The sequence below is a fragment of the Saccharibacter floricola DSM 15669 genome, from assembly GCF_000378165.1.
Classification (GTDB): Bacteria; Pseudomonadota; Alphaproteobacteria; order Acetobacterales; family Acetobacteraceae; genus Saccharibacter; species Saccharibacter floricola.
The window spans coordinates 1-18,201 of the sequence record NZ_KB899335.1; the positions used below are offsets into that span (position 1 = coordinate 1).

The following is an 18,201-nucleotide window of genomic DNA, read 5'->3' on the forward strand; positions in this document are numbered from 1 at the left end:
AACCACCAATAGACGGCCTACCAGGGATCAAAATGAACCGAAAGCATCTCCTCCCATACACAGCCAAGGCAGACAAGAGTGCACAGCGCATTCATGATCTCAGGGGAATCGATCGGTCGTTTGCGTCCCTGCCGCTTCGCTTCAGGCATCAAGGGCGCTTACGCTCCCATTATTCATCAGTCACGTCAGACGGATAACGCTTCGTCTTGCGGGTGATTTCGACCACTCAGCCTTCCTGCTCTGGCGGCCACACCCATAACGTGAACCACGTAAGAAACAGTTTGAAAGCCCACCAAAGCGAATTCCCAAAAGGGCTCTCAGTGAATATGCCAAATCGCCTCGAAAGGCATCTTCTAAACGACGTCTTTTTAAAGAAGCAGAACGCACATCACACACACTTCCTCCCATTATTTACCGTAAGAAGCCTCTGTATCGGTAAGCGATGGATACGCTGGTGGGGGGCCATTCTCTCCACTCCCCCGGATAGGGCGCTGAACCGCTGCAGCTGCTGGCTCTGGTAACGGCGGAATACCGGGAGGCATTATAAAATGCGGCCCTTGAAGCGCGAATTCAGGATGTTTGCGCTGCACGGAAAAAGGTTTACGTGGATATTTCTCTGTCATATCCGCATGTGGCCCTTTAAAAGAAGCACTATCCATAGCACACCCTCCACCTGCCAGCGGAAGCATCATGCAGAATGTTACAACAGAGCGTTTCATAACATCGTCCTGTAGCATATTCTGCAAGAGATGAATGTCTCTAAAGCACCATGAAAAGAAAACACCATGTTCAAGGGTACTCTAACCTCTCCTCAAAAGCGCCTTCACGCTTGGTACGATAGCCTGTTTCATGATCACGCGATTTTTCGCCTTACCTGGACCAATCTCACCCCTGTGGTGGCAGGAAAGATATGGCGTTGCAATCACCCTACCCCAGCACGCCTGCGACATTTGCACAAAAAACTTCATTTAGAATCTGTCATTAATCTCCGCGGGCACCGTCAATGTGGCTCAGACGCTCTGGCGCGCCATACCTGCCAGTCCCTCAATCTTCCTTATATTGATATGGCATTTGAGAGCCGCAACGCACCGCATAAAGACCGTATTCTTCGTTTTTACGACATCTACCAAAAGCTTAATGGTCCCACCCTCCTTCATTGTAAATCAGGAGCAGACCGCACAGGGCTTGCTAGCGGTCTCATTATTCTCTTTGAGGGGGGATGTACCCAAGAAGCCCTAAAGCAGCTCCATTGGCGCTTTTTACATTTCAAAGGATCGCGTACCGGCGTACTGGACGCTTTTTTCTTGCTCTATCAACAAGAAGCAGAAGGGAAAATCCCTTTCATAGACTGGGTGCGCTCTCATTATGATGAAGACGGCCTCCGTACGGCATTCCGAAAAGACCGTGCCACGACGCTCCTCAGCTCCTTATCCACCAATGTGGGAAAGTTTGGTTAATCCCCTTTAGAAGAGACACCTGCAATCTTTTCAACCAAATCAAAAGCATCGCGGCGTACTTTCCCATCGGTAATCCGATAATAAGCCCGCACAAGACGGACCGTCTCGGGGCGCATCAATAGCTTCAAATCAGCGGCATCATACGATAAGCCGGCATCCTCCTCCGTCGCCGAAAAAGCTTCTTGCGTTTCAGATAACCCTACAGTCTCTGAAGCAACAGGGTCACCAAAACCCTCAAAGAAAAAATTAATCGGCACCTGCAAAAAACAGGCAACTTGATAGAGCCTCACCGCCGCCATACGGTTTTTACCATGCTCGTATTTCTGCACTTGCTGAAACGTAATGCCTAAAGCGGCCGCAAGCTTCTCCTGCGACAACTTCCGTGCCTTCCGCAAAAGGCGCATCCGTTTACCAATCTGAACATCAGTTAATGATGTGGGCATTCTTTATAGCCTTACTCGATAAGGATCACACACATTCCACAACCATATAACAACCTACGCTAATGGTTAATTTACTATTTATTAAATTTTAAGGCGCCATCAAGGGAAGTCTCGTTTAAAAACACCTCTACTCTTAGAAAGAAAAGAGAATGAGATCAGAAAAAAAGAAACAATCACCACGCCTACATTACTGTAACGAGAGAATAATGTGGGAGGAAGGGGGGAAGAAATGGATTGAAGAATCGTTTGCTCTCTACCCCAAACTGTTCTTTTCTCTTCATGGCCAACAGCATTATAAGTTGCTGAAACGCCACGATTATTTGCAAAAATTACAGGTAATCCCTCCTCAACAGCCCGCATTCGCCCTGTCGCCAAATGCTGACGCGGCCCCGCACTATTCCCATACCACGCATCGTTAGAGATCGTGACGAGCCAATGTGGCCGCTCCCCAGGCGCCACCACAGCTCCTGAAAAAATAATCTCATAACACACCATCGGCCCGACACGCCCAATATGGGGAAGGTCCCATGTCTTAAGCCCATCACCGGGAGTCAAAACGGCTGGAAGAATATTAAACGGAATAATCCACGGCTGATATTCCCCAAAAGGTACCAAGCGACTCTTGTCATAAATCGCTTCAAGGGCTCCACCAGCTCCCACAGCTTCTAGGCTATTATACCAATGCCCATCTGCACGACGATCAGACCCCACGAGAACAGGTGCCCCTTGGGCAGCATCTGAAATCATGCGTCGTGCAAGCTCATCCTCATCCAAAATCCCCGGGAACGCCGATTCAGGCCATACCACAACAACCGAACGTCCTTCAGCCCGCGCCTGAGGTAAGGCTTTCTGCACGCCTTCTGTTGTCTGCGTCAGATAAGATTGGAAATTATGCAGCGCGTCACCACGACCAAGTACATCGTCTTCAGAAACATTACCTTGCACTAAGACCAAATAAGGGTTGGTAACAGCCTCTGGTCGCACATGATCAAGGCGCCAAACCCCAAAGCTGCACCACAGCACTCCCCCAATACACACAACTAAAGCTGCTCGCCGTCCGTGCCATAACGCCAAAGAAGCCAAAACAAGCGCGAGGCCTAAACCATTCACCCCAACGATACTGGCCGGTTGAATAAGCACATCGCCGATAAAACCTGGCACCTCTAGAGCACTTCCTAACGGGTTCCATGGGAAACCTGAAAAAAAGAAGACGCGGCTCATATCCGCTAACGTCCAAGCCGCAGAAAATAAGAAAATGCGTGGCCAACCAGAAGGCACCAAACGACATGCCACCGCTGGAACAGCGATAAGCGGCGCGATAATAAGAGCCACCCCAGGAGCCGCAAAAGGCACCACCCACCAGAACTCATGCACCCGCGTTAAGATCGCACAGGTGAGCCAATAAAGCCCGGCTGTGTGGAACCCCATACCAAACAAAAAACCCCACAATGCTGCCCATCGCATTGTAGGGGCTTGAGACGCTGTTTTGTACAAGACAATAAGCGCGAACGGTAAAATCGGGAAAGCATAAACCGGCGGCAATGAAAGCGCCGCTGCCGCCCCTGCACACAGCACCAATAACGCCGTTTTCCAGCCTGTAGCTGAAAAAAGGCGTTTAAAATCAGCGGTCATAGGGTCGTCTTAATCCAGAGCATCTCGTAAACGACGCTCATAATGGCGATAATATTTATCGGCAAGAAGCTCACTTTTCACCAATACCGCAACATCAGTCGTGTTGAATTGCTCATCAACGACAGCGCCGTCCCCAACATAACCTCCCAACCGGAGATAGCCCTTAATGAGGGGAGGAAGTTTGCTAAGACAAGCCCGCCGATCGAGGTGCAACGGGTCAGTGCGCTGCATCTCCACATAACGTTCGGGCAAAGCCTTTACCCGTAGAGCAGGTGGCGCCAAATGATTATAATAAAGCCACGTCAGCTCATCACCCAAAGCATCTGGTGATGTGCCATGTAAGCTTGCACAGCCAAACAACACATCAATGTGATGAAGGAAGATATAAGAGGCAATCCCACGCCACAAAAGCTGCATCACCGCGCGCCCACGATATTCAGGCGCAACGCATGAGCGACCAACTTCTAAAATCCGACCCGGAAATTCAGTCAGGCACGAAATGTCATATTCCGCAGATGAATAGAAACCACCTGTTTTCGCAGCCACATCAGAACGCAACAGACGATACGTCCCTACCACACCCTCCGCACCGGATGAACGGGCATGGTCAATCACCAACAAATGATCCGCCGCCTCATCGAAAGGGTCAACGTCACGACGCGTCCTCAGGGCTTTTTCATCAGGACGCGCGCCCATTTCCTCAAAGAAGACACGGTAACGCAGAGCCTGCGCGGCATCACGCTCTGCTTCCGTCGTCGCAAGACGCACACCGAGGCTCCCTCCCCTTAACTCCTGAAATCCGCCATCACGGTTCAGAGAGAGGGTCGCCAAAGTTTCCATTTGTTTCCGCGCCGTTTCACTACTCCTGAGCTGAACACCCGCCCCTGCTTCAGGAAGAGTAGACACCACATCATTTGAAAACTTTGGCACAGTCTCACCGGTCATTCATGATCATCCTTCGTCTGGAGACGATATGGCCTATACGGACTTCTTACCCTCTGAGGAGGTATTCTTTCCTTCATCCGCGGTCGCACCTTTCTCAGCACGACCAAACAGCTCTGCTCTATGAGAAACTAGATCAAACCCCAGCTTCTTTGCAATCTGCGACAAGAGCGAGACGAGCTCTTCATTCTCAAACTCGATGACACGTCCACTATCAATGTCAATGAGATGATAATGACAGCCGTTTTCACTCGCCTCATACCGCGCGCGCCCACCGCCAAAATCGCGGCGTTCCAGAATCCCGCGTTCTTCCAGCAAACGAACCGTCCGATAAACAGTCGCCACCGAAATGCGGTTATCAAGAGCCGACGCCCGCCGATAGAGCTCCTCCACATCAGGATGATCATCGGCCTCAGAGAGAACATGGGCAATCACACGGCGCTGACCCGTCATCTTCAGCCCGCTTTTGACACAAAGACGCGCAATGGGAGAATCTCCCACCACACTCTTAGAGGAAGAGCGAGGACGCTCCGTATTTTTTGTGCTTACCACCATAGCTGAGGACTTATCCGATCAAGAACCGACTTGTCCAACCCCAAAAACACACAAGAACCATATTTTCCAGCTCAGTGGTGCTCTTGGGGCCAGATCATCAATCTTCGCGGCGACGTCCCAAACCGATTCGACGAGCCAAAGAAGAACGATGGCTTGCGTAATTTGGTGCCACCATAGGATATTCTGCTGGAAGCCCCCAGCGCTCACGGTATTCTTGTGGCGTCATGTTGTACGCTGTTTTCAAATGGCGCCGTAGAAGCTTCAACTTCTTCCCATCTTCCAGGCAGATAATGTAATCTGGGAAAACGGACTTACGCGGCGGCACCGCTGGAACAGGTTTCTCTGGTGCTGCCTCTGCAGGGGCTCCTGCACCAGAAAGGGCTGCATGCACAGACCGAACGAGTTCTGGTAGTGCATCAGAAGGGACATCATGGCTGCTCACATAAGCGGTAACGATCTGCGCTGTCAGCTGCCGTAGCCCCGGGAAGTCAGACTCTGTCGACATATAGTAACTATCTCCACATATTTTATATATTTCTCTATCCGATGTAGTTAGATAACTACAAGAAAAAAACCCTCATTCTACCTATAAAATGAAAAAATAGGTCTCTCATGACAGATAACATACTGAACTTCCTTGATATATCTCACTTATCGTGCCCTCTCAGCAGTGTTCATGTACGATTACGACTTGATAAAATCCCTAATAATAGCTTTTTAACGATCTCACTTCATGGAAAAGAAACTTATAATAGTATTAGGTCTCTCCTATCAGCACTTCATTATCCTATTATTCAAATCAAAGAGCCCTCAGAAGGACGTCAAAATTACTTTGTTACGGTGAAGAAAACCTAAGCACGCGCGCATCCTCTCCGTTAGGATAATAGCGCTTTCGAGACCCTACTTGAGTAAAACCTAGTGATGAATACAGATGAAACGCTTTGTTATTCGTCACCTTAACTTCAAGAAAAATAACGGCATTTTCTAAAAGAACCTGCGCCATAAACTCTACCATAAGCGCACGGCCTATTCCCCGCCCTCGTCTTTGTGGATGCACCCCTAATGTTAAGACCTCATACTCTCCAGCCACATAATGAACGAGCAAAAGGCCAATGAGGGCTTCGCCCATATATGCCCCCCATCCTGATGTCCCGCTCATAGACAAAAGCTGTGCAAAGGCCTCTTCACTCCACTGCTCCTCCCCTAAGAAACAGTCTTTATGAAGCTTTGCCAAACAAGACGAGGCGTCTTGCTCAAACGGTACAATATCAACATGCAGGCCTGTGACCGCGCGGCTCATCGCTGAGGGGCTGGGCGCAACCCACCAGCTGGCAACTTCGCTTCAGGAGGATCAATATAAAGCGGCATAAGAGACCTCTCTTCCGCCGATAACGCCGCTCTTAAAATACCAACAGCACTTGGCGCGACACAATCCACAATCTCAGGGCCGCTTGTGTCTTCATGCCATCGTGAAAACTCAGCCACATGATCCACACCCGACACAGCGTCCCCCGCAAGAGCAGACCATGGGCGTTCTTGTGCTTCTGTGACTGTAAGAGCATACGGCGCCCCTTCGGCAGGATCGACGAACACACGCCCACGTCGGGCCAAACACATCACCGTTACGTCAGCTCGCTGCACCGTCTCCCGCACCGCGTCACCCAAGCACACGCCAACACGCTGACAGCCCCAACCCCGGGCCAACCCAGAGGCCAAGGACAAAGACGCACGCAGACCCGTAAAAGAGCCCGGCCCAATAATGGCCGCCACGAGTTCCGGTGGCTGCTCCCAACCGGCTGTCTTTAAAAGAGCCTGCACGGCTGGAGCAAATTTTTCTGCTGCCCCACGCCCAGCCATAATCTGCGAGGAAACGCAACGCTCCCCTTCCAACAGAGCAATCAGATTACTCTGCCCGCGCCCGGCACCAGCCCCATTCATGACCAAAGAACGCGCTGGCATTACAGACACAGACACGCCTCCTCAAAGCTCAGCCGAGGCGCACGTTCAGGCAAAGGGGCAGCATCTTCAGCTGGATAACCCAAAGCGACCAAGAAATTCGCTCGCCAGCCTTGCTCACGGAAGAAACGCTCTTCCACCATCAAAGAATCGAAGCCAGACATCGGAAGAACATCAAGGCCCAGCATACGCGCGGCAAGGATGAAATATCCCCCTTGTAGAGTGCCGTTACGAAAAGCTGTTTCCTCACTCAAACCAACATCAGCAGCAAACCAATCACGTAAACCTGGCAAAGTGCCCACCCGAGGGAGCTGTTCAAAAAACATCGGGTCATGACCAATGATCGCCACGACAGGCGCACTTAAAGCACGCTCCACATTTCCAGCTGACAAAGCAGGCCGCAAAGGCTCTTTCGCATCATCTGTTGTTAAAAACGCAAAGCGCCCTGGCGTACAATTCCCAGACGTTGGCCCCATTTTCACAAGGTCATACAGACGGCGCAAAACGTCTTCCTCAACAGGACGAGATGATAAATCCCGCGGCGTGCGACGTTCCGTGAACAACGCCTCCCAAGAAGCCTCGTTTTGCGTCATCATTTCAGTCCTACTCCTCTACCGCCTCCACGCCTTCAACTTCAGGCACGTAGTGGCGCAACATGTTTTCAACACCATGACGTAAGGTCGCCCGAGATGACGGGCACCCCGAACATGCGCCCTGCATGGCAAGATAGACAATACCATCACGATAACCACGGAAGGCAATATCACCACCATCACCAGCTACAGCAGGACGCACCCGTGTATCTAAAAGCTCACGCACACGAGAGACAACCTCTTCGTCCTCGGGAGCGATCTGAATGGAAGGTTCCACATCTGGACGTGTTAACGCCTCTTTCCCAGAAGCGAAAAACTCTGTGAGCACGGTCAGCACAAGCGGGCGAACCTCTGGCCATGATTGATCCTCAACCTTGGTCACAGACACAAAGTCCTCACCAAGGAAGACACGCTGCACTTCAGGGAGAGCAAACAGCATTTCAGCTAAAGGGGACACCCCTTTCGCGGCATCGGCATGAGCAAAGTCAACAGGCTCCTGAGCCCCTGTCACATCACGACCCGGCAAAAACTTTAATGTTGCCGGATTTGGCGTGTCTTCCGTCTCAATTAACATTACGATCCCACCCTCTGTTGAACACACATTCGTGCTAGATATGCCTTCACCTATGGATCATCCTTCCATAGTGCAAGGTTTGCGGACTATAATAGTCCTACTTCATGTGCATCTATACCCTATAGTGTCATCACGCTATCATGCCGCAATAACCTGACACATGACGATCAATCTCTGTTACTGTGCCATAATCGTGGCACACCCCCAATGACAGAGCCGACAGGCTGTAATAGACAAGGCGCTCTCGCAAACATCATGCGCGATCTCAATGGAGACAGTCATGCCCCGCTCTTTCTCTACCACAGCTGTTCCTCCTGGTGTTGTCACGGGCCGCGATTACCGCACCCTTTTAGCAGCGTGCCAACATGGGCGCTACGCCCTACCGGCTGTCAATGTTACGAATACGAACACGGTTAACGCGGTTTTGGAAGCTGCAGCACGCAATCACTCTGATGTTATTATACAAATCTCTCACGGTGGGGCGCGTTTTTTTGGCGGGAACGGCTTACAGGACTCTCATCGCGCGCGCATATTAGGCGCTGTTTCTATGGCGCGTCATGTGCATCTTACGGCCAAGGAATACGGTATTGCTGTCATTGTCCATACCGACCACGCTAATCGCCCTCTCATTCCGTGGCTTAATGCGCTGATTGAATTCAGTGAGGTCAACTACGCTCAGACAGGGCGGCCTCTTTTCTCCTCCCATATGCTCGACCTCTCAGCTGAACCACTAGATCATAACCTTGATGAGGCAGACGCTATGCTACGCCGCCTCACCCCCCTGGGCATGGGGCTGGAGATTGAGCTCGGGATCACCGGTGGGGAAGAAGATGGTATCGGCACTGAACTGGGAGAGGATCACACTGCAAACCCCTCTTTTTATACCCAACCGGTAGAAGTTCTTACCGCATGGGAGCGTCTCTCTCCGCTCGGAATCGTTACAATTGCTGCTTCTTTTGGCAATGTACATGGTGTGTATAAGCCTGGAAACGTGACCCTCCGTCCCGAGATTTTAAAAAGCTCTCAAGAGCTCGTATCCTCTCAATGCGGAGGAGACCCTAACCCACTCCCCTTGGTTTTCCATGGCGGTTCTGGGTCTGATCCCGCCATCATTCACGAAGCCCTCTCTTACGGCGTCATCAAGGTCAATCTGGATACCGATATCCAATTTGCATTCGCGCGCGGCGTCGGGGCTTATGTGCAGCAGCACGAAACCGCCTTTCAACATCAGCTATGCCCCAAAACAGGGCGCCCCCTCAAAAAACAATACGACCCACGCACATGGCTCCGCGCTGGGGAACAACACTGCATTGAACGCCTCAACGAAGCCTTCACGATCCTCGGCTCTCGCGGAAAAAGCGTGGCATCCCCACGCCCCTAAGAGGCGTTGTGCCCCGCCTCATCATGCCCCGGTTTTTCAGAAGAACGAGACGCTTCATCCTGCTTTTGGCATGATGAGGCCGATGCCATATGCCCAGGCTGGCAGACCGGCAAAGGGCCATGATGAGAAGGCAGCGGCCAGAAAAGCTCAATGCCAAGAGAGGTCAACACCAACAACACAGCCAGCACAACCCACGGCACCATAGAGGGTGGCCGCCGCTTGGGAGGAAGTAGCCCTTCCTCATACTGATAAGCTCGCCCTTCGCTCAGAAGTCGATCCCAATCACTCATACGGCGTCCACCTCCTTCCGTCATTTTATCATGAAGCGTCTGCCTCAAGCACAGCCATCATCTCTGCCCATTCACGCTTCGTAATGCCGGAATTTTCTTGCGTCACATCCTCACCTGCGAGGCGACGACGAAGCACGTTTAACATTCCTGCCGAGAAACTATGCGCTCCAAGACGATATTCCTCAAACGCTGCGGCCGTTTGAGGCACCCATGCTTTGAGGATCTCAATCATCTTCTGCGCATAAACGCGAATTTCATATTGAGCATGAGGATCCGAACGCAAGGCAAGGAAATGCATCAAATTATGAAGGTCAATTTTCCAATACCACTGCGTATAGGTGTTGAGTGTCAGGTTCACACGCGCCAATTCACGCGCAACACCCATCCCCTCTGAGTCTAGCATCTGCTCATAATCATCATAACATTGCAGCGCATCACGCTGTAGAATGGACAGCACCTCTTGGGCTGCCTCCGCACTCAACGCATCCCCGCGGCCTTGTTTGTTCGACCGGCTTTGAGCCGCAATTTGCTCGGCTGCAGGCAGATAAAACTCTTTATCCAAGACAGAATAACGCGCTGAATACTCATTCACATTCGCCATACGATGACGAATCCACTGCCGTGCAACAAAGAGTGGAAGTTTCACGTGAAACTTAATCTCACACATTTCAAACGGTGTGGAATGACGATGACGCATCAGATAGCGAATCAACCCCGCATCTTCAGACGTACGACGCGTCCCCTTCCCGTAAGAAACACGCGCCGCTTGCACGACAGCCGAATCGTCTCCCATATAGTCCACAACGCGCAAAAAGCCGTGATCAAGAAGCTCAAATGGCTCAAAGAGAAGCGCTTCCATCGCCGGAACTGTTGGACGCATTGTTTGCGCCGGCGCATGACGCTGCGCTGTGATTTCAGCGCGCTGTTCATCTGTCAGAGCCATGGGCTTTCTCCTACCATACCAAGCTAAAACGTATTCTCTGCCTTCTAACCTTTTCCCACTCACTCGTCACGTGAGCCTTTCACCACTTGCCAAAAATATGTACACGCCCTATCTTAACTCTTGCCGGGGTTCGCTCCGGCTATGGCGATAAACGGTAGATGGAATAGGTGTAGTGGACCCGGGGGCAGTGCCCGGCGTCTCCACCAAGACCCTTCTCAGAAGGGCTATGGGGACGAAACAGGCTCGACACGCATAGTAAAGATCTATTTTTTGCCCGGCATGGTACCGCCGTTATCGGGCTAAATTTTACAAGTGCCAACGATAACTCAGAGGTGCTCGCTGTTGCTGCATAAGCGATAAGCGCGGTTCGGGAGGCACCGGGCAACAGAAGCCTCCCACTCACGCTTACTTGATGGTTCCCAATACACTCTAGTAAGAAAAAAACACCTTCTTCTCTTGCTATCTGTGGCATTCTAGCCCAGAAATTGAGAACCATTCACACTCAACCGTGTAGCAAGCTATCCATGAGCGACGATCCAAACGACCCGACTTTCCCTACGAGCCTTTTACCCTATGACACATGGTTAGAAGACGCACATCGGGGCGTTGTTCTAAAGGCTTTGGATTATTTATGCCATCACGGCTTGCCGGGGGAACATCATTTCTACATGACGTTCCTCACAGACTATCCCGGCGTTGACATCCCTGCACGCCTAAAGGATCGCTACCCTGATGAGATGACCATCGTCCTTCAGCATCAATTCCTTAATCCAACTGTGAGCGAGGATCGTAGCGTTTTTTCTGTAGGCCTGTCCTTTGGCGGAACACCTTGTACGTTGCGTATTCCCCTTAAAGCAATTACGGCCTTTGCTGACCCACATATCCAAATTGCGCTCCGCTTCAACCCCGAAGGGACGACCCCAGAGGTTGAGCAGGATAATGGTGGCCCAGAACTCTATCAGGATGAACCTGACAGTGCTTCGAACACCCCCCAGCATGAGGAAAAAGAAACGCAAGAAGCAGAAGTTGTCAGCCTTGCTGCTTTCCGCAAACGTCACAATAAGTCAGAAAGCTCCACAGACACGGAAGATCCCTCTTAAGCAACAGGTTTCATGGCGCACGGTGCACTTTCGCCCTACCAGTACGGGAAACGCTGGCTTTTACTGATAGGGCTGTCGGCCGTGCTTACGGCTGCCTTCTTGGGCGTCCATCTCGCAGCGGGCACCATGTTAGGCCCCATGATCGCCGGGATCATTATGGCGGTCAGCGGTCGTCAATTAACGATTAAACGACCCATTTTTTGTCTCGCACAAGCCATCCTTGCCTGCGTTATTGTAAAATCCCTCTCAATAGACATTCTTCAAAATTGCCTCCATCACTGGGTTCTCATGCTGTTCAGCGTGATATCGGTGATTGTTGCCAGTTTTTTCACCGGAGCTGTGCTGGCTCGGTTCGGCAATATGCCTGGAACTACTGCACTATGGGGAGCTTCTCCCGGCGGCGCTTCGACCATGACCCTCATGTGTGAATCTTTTGGAGCAGACCCACGACTTGCAGCTTTTATGCTGTATTTCCGTGTGATTATGGTGGCCCTCTCAACGTCGCTCGTTGCCTGGTATGTTGGCGGCCCCCCTGCACAATCTCACTCCCTTCCACCGCTATCAATTCTCCATCCAGGCGATATGATTCCTACCCTGGCTCTTATTATAGGCTCAACGATTATTGGAATGCGCCTGCCTTTATCTGCTGCGCCGCTGCTTCTCACTTTATTTCTTGGTGGGATCGCTCAGCTGACAGGCCTCTTCGCTATTAGCACCCCTTTATGGCTCTGCGTTCCTGCTTATATGTCGATCGGATGGGCTATTGGCCTACGATTTACCAAAGCTGTGTTATGCTATGCTCTTCATACCCTCCCTGCCGTATGCTTCTCTTCTGTTATTCTCATCTGTGTTTGTGCTCTTTTAGCCATCCCCGTTGCGCGCCTCGCTCAAATCGACCTTTTTAGCGCCTATCTGGCGACAAGTCCGGGCGGGTTAGACACCATCGTCATTATCAGCACATCAATCCCTGTAGCACTCCCCTTTATTGTTGCCCTTCAGACTGCCCGTATGCTCGCCGTCGTTATCCTCGGCCCCCTCATTGCACGCCCAATCGGCACATGGCTTGAGCGCCACAAACCAAAGAATCAACAAACACCACAGTCATAAAAAAAGCCCGAGGGAGTTCCCCGGGCTTTGCCATTCTCACCTTCCTGAATTTATGCGTTACCTTCTCGCATCGCATCAAATTCATCCGCTGTATCAGCCGGTGGAGAAGTGGACATCCGCAAGAATTCTTCCCACCGTGGCACGTAATGTGCATAGCCAGCTGGATTTTGGAAAAACCAATGACGCCATGTGTGAAAAACTGGGTCATGCTCACGATATGCAGGATCATCAAGCAAATGACGCGCCGCTGGTGGTTTGCCAGCATGGAAATGCACGATGACCGCATCATCATTCACTCCCCAATAAGGCTTCCAGTTAAAGCGAGCGGACAGCGGGCTCCATTGAGCGTTATAGAAAACGCGCAACAGCTCCTGATCATAACCAGAAATGTAATACAGATTGTCGCATAGGAAATCGATCATCGCCGGCAAGTCATTACGCAGGCGCTCAAGGTTCATCACCATGACCCCTGAGTTCATATCTGTGTAATAATCCTGCATACCAAACTGACCACAAGCCGCAAAAATAGCAGGACGACAGAACTCAACTTGCGGATCACGCATGAACAAAACGTCACAATCTGTATAAAGGACGTATTGATCTTCTTTTTCCAACAGCGGCAGATCAAGGCGCATAAAGGCCCCTGCAGCCGTCTGCATGTAATTAGGCCATTCAGGCTTCTGACGGCGTTGCGCCTCATGCAAACGATCGTAAAAATGGATGCGGTGGAAAATAACCGTCACACCAAGCTCACGCATCTCGCGCGTGAAATCGCATTCCTGCCCGTCAAAAACCATATGCGGCTTCAACGTTGTATTCTCTCGTGCAGAACGTACTGCCACACGGATGCAATCAATAAACCCATGATCTGGATCATTGGAGAGCGTCTGCTCTGTAATTGCAAAAAACCACTTCATGCCAAACGTCCCTAATGCCCCAAATCTAACAGACAGCCGTGCTGCATCATATCCGTCTGCCCTAACAATATCACCTTAAAAATATGCTCTACCAATTTTTGGAAATGAGCCAAAACTCTTCAGATGTTAGAGTAATCACACCCGTCTTTTGCGTCTGTGACGCAGCCAGAGCCAACGCATGAATGCGTTCGATCATCGCCGTTTTACGTTGATGAACTTCAGAATCACTTGACGTCATCTGAAGGGTCTTCAACGCATTTTCGGCCGCTTTTGCAACACGTTCTGCATCAATCGCAGCGTAAGACAAGACCTCTCTCCTCAAAATATCAAGCTAGCTTTCCTACAAACAGAGCGCCACCTACTATAAAATCTACAGAAGCACCCGTTCCACGAAAGAGCTCAATGCCATATTAGCATGCTTCACATGCTTTGATAACTCATCGAGTCGCCATAAAGACGTTTCTTTGTATATAGCCAAAATAATCCACTCCCCCAAGAGGGGTTTTCTTTTTTCATGAAAAATTATTTACTTAAAAAATATCACAATGTTACCTTATTTTTCATGTATTTAAATTTACCTTTTTTATTTTCACTTAGGATGGTGAAATTATTTTTGAATGATGTTATCATATTTTTTGCATTTTGTAGTTTTTTGTTAATTCAATACTTTAAAAATATGACATCTCACATTTTTGAATTTATTTTTTCTCTTATCGTTGTTTCTTCTTACTCTTATAATAAGAATATCTTGTTATAATGATAGATATATTATGTTAGATTGGCAAATAGTAAATTTGTCCATTGCTACAGGCGGAGCCTCTTCTTTCCATGTCTCTTTATATTTGCTCACCTCGCTCTGCCGCTGCCGTGGGGTGTCTTGGCCTGCTCACCGCCTGCGCAAATACACCATCTTCATCCATGTCTCCGCAAGCACTTGTGGATGAGCAGGAGCAATACCAAGCACACGCCAAAAGTTCTTATACCCCCCCTGGCCCCGCTCATGATCCCTGGGGGCCTTATATTCGTGAAGCGTCCGAGCGTTTTGACATCCCAACGGCCTGGATTCGTGCCGTCATGCACCAAGAATCAGGCGGACATATTTACGACAGTCACGGGCGTTTCATCACATCCCTCCCGGGTGCAATGGGACTGATGCAAATTATGCCCCCTGCTTATGACGACCTGCGCACGCGGTATGGTCTAGGCCCTGATGCCTATAACCCACATGACAATATCTTAGCGGGCACCGCCTACATGCGGGAAATGTACGAAATTTATGGCTCCCCGGGCTTTTTAGCCGCTTATAATTATGGCCCAGGGAGCCTTGACCGCTATCTTCGCCACAACAGAGCCCTACCTTTAGAAACACGGCACTATGTAGCTGCCATCGCCCCACATATTGTCGGGATTTGGCCACGGCACCGTTCTCATAACGACCTCATGGTTGCCCGTCACGATCCAACCGCACGAACACAAGATAATGCCGCGATCGAAGACACACAGCCCCCACCGATAACATCCAACCCCGCTCAACAATCCATTAGTGCCGCATGGGCCGCACGAGGCTTCTCAAGCCCCCCTGCAGAGCCGCGCAGCACTGCTCCACATAAGGTCTCCCAACCTGAGCAATCCCCTGAAGAGACCATCCATGTTCAATCCATCCCGCTAGCACACATGCCCTACCGTAGCGGATCGGCAAGCGATATGTTGAAAAAGGGTTCCGCCCAATGGGCTGTTCAACTAGGGAGCTACTCAACCCGCGCCCAAGCCTCGGCAGTCTCTACACAAGTCCGCCATCTTACCGGGCTCACACCAAAACGCGTATCTGTCCTCGTTAACCCAGTCCATTCAGGCCAGCATAGGCTTTATCGCGCCCGATTAACGGGGCTCTCGCACGATCAAGCTCTAGCAACATGCCGCAGACTTACCCATAGCATTCCCTGTATGCCCCTCTCACCTCAATCCCATTTCTAAGAACACGTAAATGAGGGGCTTAAAAAGACCTGCGCTGCACGCTACATCTCTCCCTATGACAGAGAAGACACATCACGTCGGGTCATCGACCCCCCTTCGGTTAGCTGATGATATCGTCAGCACCGCCATATATGATGGCCCACAAGACTGCTATCGCTACAGCTTAAAACGCGTTTGGGACGCAACACGCCCTCTTATCATGTGGGTTATGATGAACCCCTCTGTCGCTACAGAAGTGGGCGATGACCGCACCGTTGCCAAATGCCAGCGCTATGCCCGCGCTTGGGGATATGGGGGCATTTATGTGGGCAACAGCTTCGCCTATCGCTGCACAGACCAAAAGCGCCTTCTGGAAATACCAGACCCTATTGGCCCTCAAAACGATGCTTCTCTTTTAGAAATGGCCGCAGACGCCCACACCATCGTGCTGGCCTACGGCACACCTCAAGCAAAAGCCCTCCGCTCTCGCGGGACGGCTGTCGCCCAGCTCCTAAGCCAAGCTGGACACGAGATCACAGCCCTTCGGCTCAGTCGTAAAGGAGGGCGGCCAGAGCACCCGCTCTATTTGCCGGCTTCTCTGACCCCTCAACCTCTTGATCCTACGACATTAAGCGACCATTAAACGCTTTCTGCGACCCAGTTTTTCCGCTTGGTCGAACGACCAATCCCCGGATTCATGCAGTTGCATGGATCCAAGCTCCGATAATGATCCAGCATTGATTGGGGGGCGTTATAGAGGTGGCCGACATTATGCTCCGCCGGGTAACGCGCCCCGCGTTTATCGAGCAATGGCCACATTTCATGCTCCACCGCCACAGGGTCTTGACCCTGCTTCACCACATAATCTTGATGCATCACATGACAGAAAAAATGGCCGTAATAGAGCTTCACGACCAGCTTATTATCCACCTCGGGGGGTAATTTTTCAAACCACTCACGGTCATTGCGGCGCAATCCAACGTCAAGGGCCATCATCCCTCCTGTTGTTTTGCGATTAACCGCCGCATATCGACCCGCAGCGCCTGCTGCTGCAAAACGGTGGAGGAAGGCTAGCTTGCCTTCATCTGCTGTGCATTCAAAGGATGCCATGTCGCCGTCTTTACAGAACTCTTGCAGCCACGGACGTAATGTATCCGCAAATTGTCCTGATACTTTCAACATCAGATGGTGCTCAAAACGCTTATGATAGGCCATAATCCGCTTAGGCACTTGCGAGGGGAACAGCCGGCTCATCGCCTGCAAAACGCGATCTCCCAACGCATCTGGGAAGAAGGAGACTTTTTGCGATAGAAGGTCGATCTTCTCTTTCATCGCAAAGAAAAAAGGAAGATGCTTCGTGCCCAAATAGCGAATAGCTACGACCGTATCACGCCCATAATGGTCTGCAATCTCAAACGTATCACGATGGAGATACTCACCGGCAATCGGCATCTCATCAAACTGACTTAAGACCGCACGGCGCAGATCTTCTAGTTTACCTGTGCTGTTGGTGCCCAGATAGAAGACAGCCGTGTCCTTTTCCGCTGGGAACGTATCAAGCCGCACCGCAAACACGACCAGCTTCCCCGCACAGCCAGAGGCTTCATAGAGACGACCCGGATCCGCATTAAAGCGAGCGGGTGTGTCCGCGTCCACATCACGCACACGATCAATATAATCAGCATCATGCCCGCGTCCGGCAGACCATTCCACATCATCAGGTGAGAAGGTGCCTTTTTCTACCGCAGCAAGCACCTGTTCTGGGTCACCCTTTAAGCGAAGCCCAAGATGATTCACGAGATGCAGCTCGCCTTTTTCATCCACTTGGCCAAAAAGCGCCATTTCCGTAAAAGCTGGGCCACGCTGCACGAGTGATCCACCGGAATTATTGCTCACACCCCCTAAAATGGAGGCCCCAATACAAGACGACCCAATCAAAGAATGCGGTTCACGCCCGATCGGGCTTAAAATTTCTTCAAGCTCATACAAGGTAGCACCAGGCAGGCACACGACCTGCTTGCCACCACCAACGAGATGAATGCCTTTTAAATGACGCGTGCTGACAAGAATAATGGGCCGATCATACGCATTACCATCGGGCGAGGACCCACCCGTTAGCCCCGTATTGGACGCCTGCATGATGAGGATCCGATCCTCTTGCACGCAGGACTGCGCAACATGCCACAACTCCACAAGAGAATGCGGCATAACTACAGCCTCTACACGGCCAAGTCCAAACCGAAACCCCTTACGAAAAGGATAAGTTGCACTTTCTGATGTTAGAACGTGTCGCTGGCCTACAATACCCTCAAGCTTGTTAAGCAGCCCCGACATCGTGTCCTCTCTTTCATTCATTTT

21 protein-coding genes, 1 other RNA gene and 1 pseudogene are annotated in these 18,201 nt (G+C 50.9%); 7 read left to right on the plus strand and 16 right to left on the minus strand.

Translation table 11 applies throughout. The features are described from left to right. Positions 1 to 20: 20 nt before the first annotated feature. Both F457_RS14195 and F457_RS0103330 read right to left on the minus strand, forming a co-directional pair. Positions 21 to 226 (minus strand): annotated as a pseudogene (locus tag F457_RS14195) (transposase); the annotation flags it as partial. Positions 227 to 407: 181 nt separating this feature from the next. Next, positions 408 to 719, minus strand: a complete 312-nt coding sequence (locus F457_RS0103330; RefSeq protein WP_018979715.1) for a hypothetical protein — start codon at positions 717 to 719, stop codon at positions 408 to 410. 66 nt (positions 720 to 785) lie between these two features. On the opposite strand from F457_RS0103330, the gene F457_RS0103335 reads away from it, so the two are divergent. Then, a complete protein-coding gene (locus F457_RS0103335) occupies positions 786 to 1,457 on the plus strand; it encodes a tyrosine-protein phosphatase (RefSeq protein ID WP_018979716.1) in 672 nt (223 codons plus the stop codon). On the opposite strand, the gene F457_RS12060 is transcribed toward F457_RS0103335, so the two are convergent. The 9 genes from F457_RS12060 to F457_RS0103380 all read right to left on the minus strand — a co-directional run bounded on the left by F457_RS12060 (position 1,454) and on the right by F457_RS0103380 (position 8,152). Next, complete coding sequence (locus F457_RS12060; RefSeq protein ID WP_018979717.1) at positions 1,454 to 1,900, minus strand: helix-turn-helix domain-containing protein; 447 nt, start codon at positions 1,898 to 1,900, stop codon at positions 1,454 to 1,456. The genes F457_RS0103335 and F457_RS12060 overlap by 4 nt on opposite strands. A gap of 99 nt (positions 1,901 to 1,999) precedes the next feature. Further along, positions 2,000 to 3,532 (minus strand): apolipoprotein N-acyltransferase, encoded by a 1,533-nt coding sequence (gene lnt, locus F457_RS0103345; protein WP_018979718.1) that lies wholly within the window; start codon positions 3,530 to 3,532, stop codon positions 2,000 to 2,002. 9 nt (positions 3,533 to 3,541) lie between these two features. Next, the gene (locus F457_RS0103350; RefSeq protein ID WP_026294142.1) at positions 3,542 to 4,372 is read right to left on the minus strand and encodes a GNAT family N-acetyltransferase; all 831 of its coding nucleotides are present in this window, start codon (positions 4,370 to 4,372) and stop codon (positions 3,542 to 3,544) included. A gap of 138 nt (positions 4,373 to 4,510) precedes the next feature. Further along, complete coding sequence (locus F457_RS0103355; protein WP_018979720.1) at positions 4,511 to 5,029, minus strand: Fur family transcriptional regulator; 519 nt, start codon at positions 5,027 to 5,029, stop codon at positions 4,511 to 4,513. 97 nt (positions 5,030 to 5,126) lie between these two features. Further along, entirely contained in the window at positions 5,127 to 5,534 is a 408-nt protein-coding gene (locus tag F457_RS0103360) for a MucR family transcriptional regulator (protein ID WP_018979721.1), read from the minus strand. A 330-nt stretch (positions 5,535 to 5,864) separates the two neighbouring features. Further along, a complete protein-coding gene (gene rimI / locus F457_RS0103365; protein WP_018979722.1) occupies positions 5,865 to 6,329 on the minus strand; it encodes a ribosomal protein S18-alanine N-acetyltransferase in 465 nt (154 codons plus the stop codon). Beyond that, entirely contained in the window at positions 6,326 to 6,988 is a 663-nt protein-coding gene (gene tsaB / locus F457_RS0103370) for a tRNA (adenosine(37)-N6)-threonylcarbamoyltransferase complex dimerization subunit type 1 TsaB (RefSeq protein ID WP_018979723.1), read from the minus strand. The genes rimI and tsaB overlap by 4 nt, the downstream gene beginning before the upstream one ends. Then, complete coding sequence (locus F457_RS0103375) at positions 6,988 to 7,578, minus strand: malonic semialdehyde reductase (RefSeq protein WP_026294145.1); 591 nt, start codon at positions 7,576 to 7,578, stop codon at positions 6,988 to 6,990. Before F457_RS0103375 ends, tsaB begins: the two co-directional genes overlap by 1 nt. 10 nt (positions 7,579 to 7,588) lie before the next feature. Continuing rightward, entirely contained in the window at positions 7,589 to 8,152 is a 564-nt protein-coding gene (locus F457_RS0103380; protein WP_018979725.1) for a NifU family protein, read from the minus strand. 280 nt (positions 8,153 to 8,432) lie between these two features. Between F457_RS0103380 and fbaA the strand changes: the two genes are divergently transcribed. Next, the gene (gene fbaA / locus F457_RS0103385) at positions 8,433 to 9,533 is read left to right on the plus strand and encodes a class II fructose-bisphosphate aldolase (protein ID WP_026294146.1); all 1,101 of its coding nucleotides are present in this window, start codon (positions 8,433 to 8,435) and stop codon (positions 9,531 to 9,533) included. Here fbaA and F457_RS12065 read toward each other — a convergent pair. Both F457_RS12065 and thyX read right to left on the minus strand, forming a co-directional pair. Then, positions 9,530 to 9,823 (minus strand): hypothetical protein, encoded by a 294-nt coding sequence (locus tag F457_RS12065; protein ID WP_156809337.1) that lies wholly within the window; start codon positions 9,821 to 9,823, stop codon positions 9,530 to 9,532. The genes fbaA and F457_RS12065 overlap by 4 nt on opposite strands. A gap of 28 nt (positions 9,824 to 9,851) precedes the next feature. Then, on the minus strand, positions 9,852 to 10,766 hold the full coding sequence (gene thyX, locus F457_RS0103395) for an FAD-dependent thymidylate synthase (RefSeq protein ID WP_018979728.1): 915 nt from the start codon (positions 10,764 to 10,766) through the stop codon (positions 9,852 to 9,854). An 82-nt stretch (positions 10,767 to 10,848) separates the two neighbouring features. On the opposite strand from thyX, the gene ssrA reads away from it, so the two are divergent. The 3 genes from ssrA to F457_RS0103405 all read left to right on the plus strand — a co-directional run bounded on the left by ssrA (position 10,849) and on the right by F457_RS0103405 (position 12,973). After that, positions 10,849 to 11,166, plus strand: a transfer-messenger RNA (tmRNA) gene (gene ssrA, locus F457_RS13505). A 124-nt stretch (positions 11,167 to 11,290) separates the two neighbouring features. Beyond that, complete coding sequence (locus F457_RS0103400) at positions 11,291 to 11,866, plus strand: SspB family protein (RefSeq protein WP_018979729.1); 576 nt, start codon at positions 11,291 to 11,293, stop codon at positions 11,864 to 11,866. A gap of 12 nt (positions 11,867 to 11,878) precedes the next feature. After that, positions 11,879 to 12,973 (plus strand): AbrB family transcriptional regulator, encoded by a 1,095-nt coding sequence (locus tag F457_RS0103405; RefSeq protein ID WP_018979730.1) that lies wholly within the window; start codon positions 11,879 to 11,881, stop codon positions 12,971 to 12,973. 50 nt (positions 12,974 to 13,023) lie between these two features. On the opposite strand, the gene F457_RS0103410 is transcribed toward F457_RS0103405, so the two are convergent. Together F457_RS0103410 and F457_RS0103415 are read right to left on the minus strand one after the other, a co-directional pair. Continuing rightward, positions 13,024 to 13,890, minus strand: coding sequence for a glycosyltransferase family protein (locus F457_RS0103410; RefSeq protein ID WP_018979731.1), 867 nt, complete (start codon positions 13,888 to 13,890; stop codon positions 13,024 to 13,026). A gap of 88 nt (positions 13,891 to 13,978) precedes the next feature. Beyond that, entirely contained in the window at positions 13,979 to 14,197 is a 219-nt protein-coding gene (locus F457_RS0103415) for a hypothetical protein (RefSeq protein WP_018979732.1), read from the minus strand. Between the two features lie 521 nt (positions 14,198 to 14,718). On the opposite strand from F457_RS0103415, the gene F457_RS0103425 reads away from it, so the two are divergent. Further along, complete coding sequence (locus F457_RS0103425) at positions 14,719 to 15,864, plus strand: transglycosylase SLT domain-containing protein (protein WP_018979734.1); 1,146 nt, start codon at positions 14,719 to 14,721, stop codon at positions 15,862 to 15,864. Positions 15,865 to 15,919: 55 nt separating this feature from the next. Next, positions 15,920 to 16,486, plus strand: coding sequence for a DUF1643 domain-containing protein (locus F457_RS0103430; protein WP_018979735.1), 567 nt, complete (start codon positions 15,920 to 15,922; stop codon positions 16,484 to 16,486). On the opposite strand, the gene dld is transcribed toward F457_RS0103430, so the two are convergent. Continuing rightward, a complete protein-coding gene (gene dld / locus F457_RS0103435; protein ID WP_245539100.1) occupies positions 16,483 to 18,177 on the minus strand; it encodes a D-lactate dehydrogenase in 1,695 nt (564 codons plus the stop codon). The two genes, F457_RS0103430 and dld, sit on opposite strands and share 4 nt — an antisense overlap. Between the last annotated feature and the right edge of the window lie 24 nt (positions 18,178 to 18,201).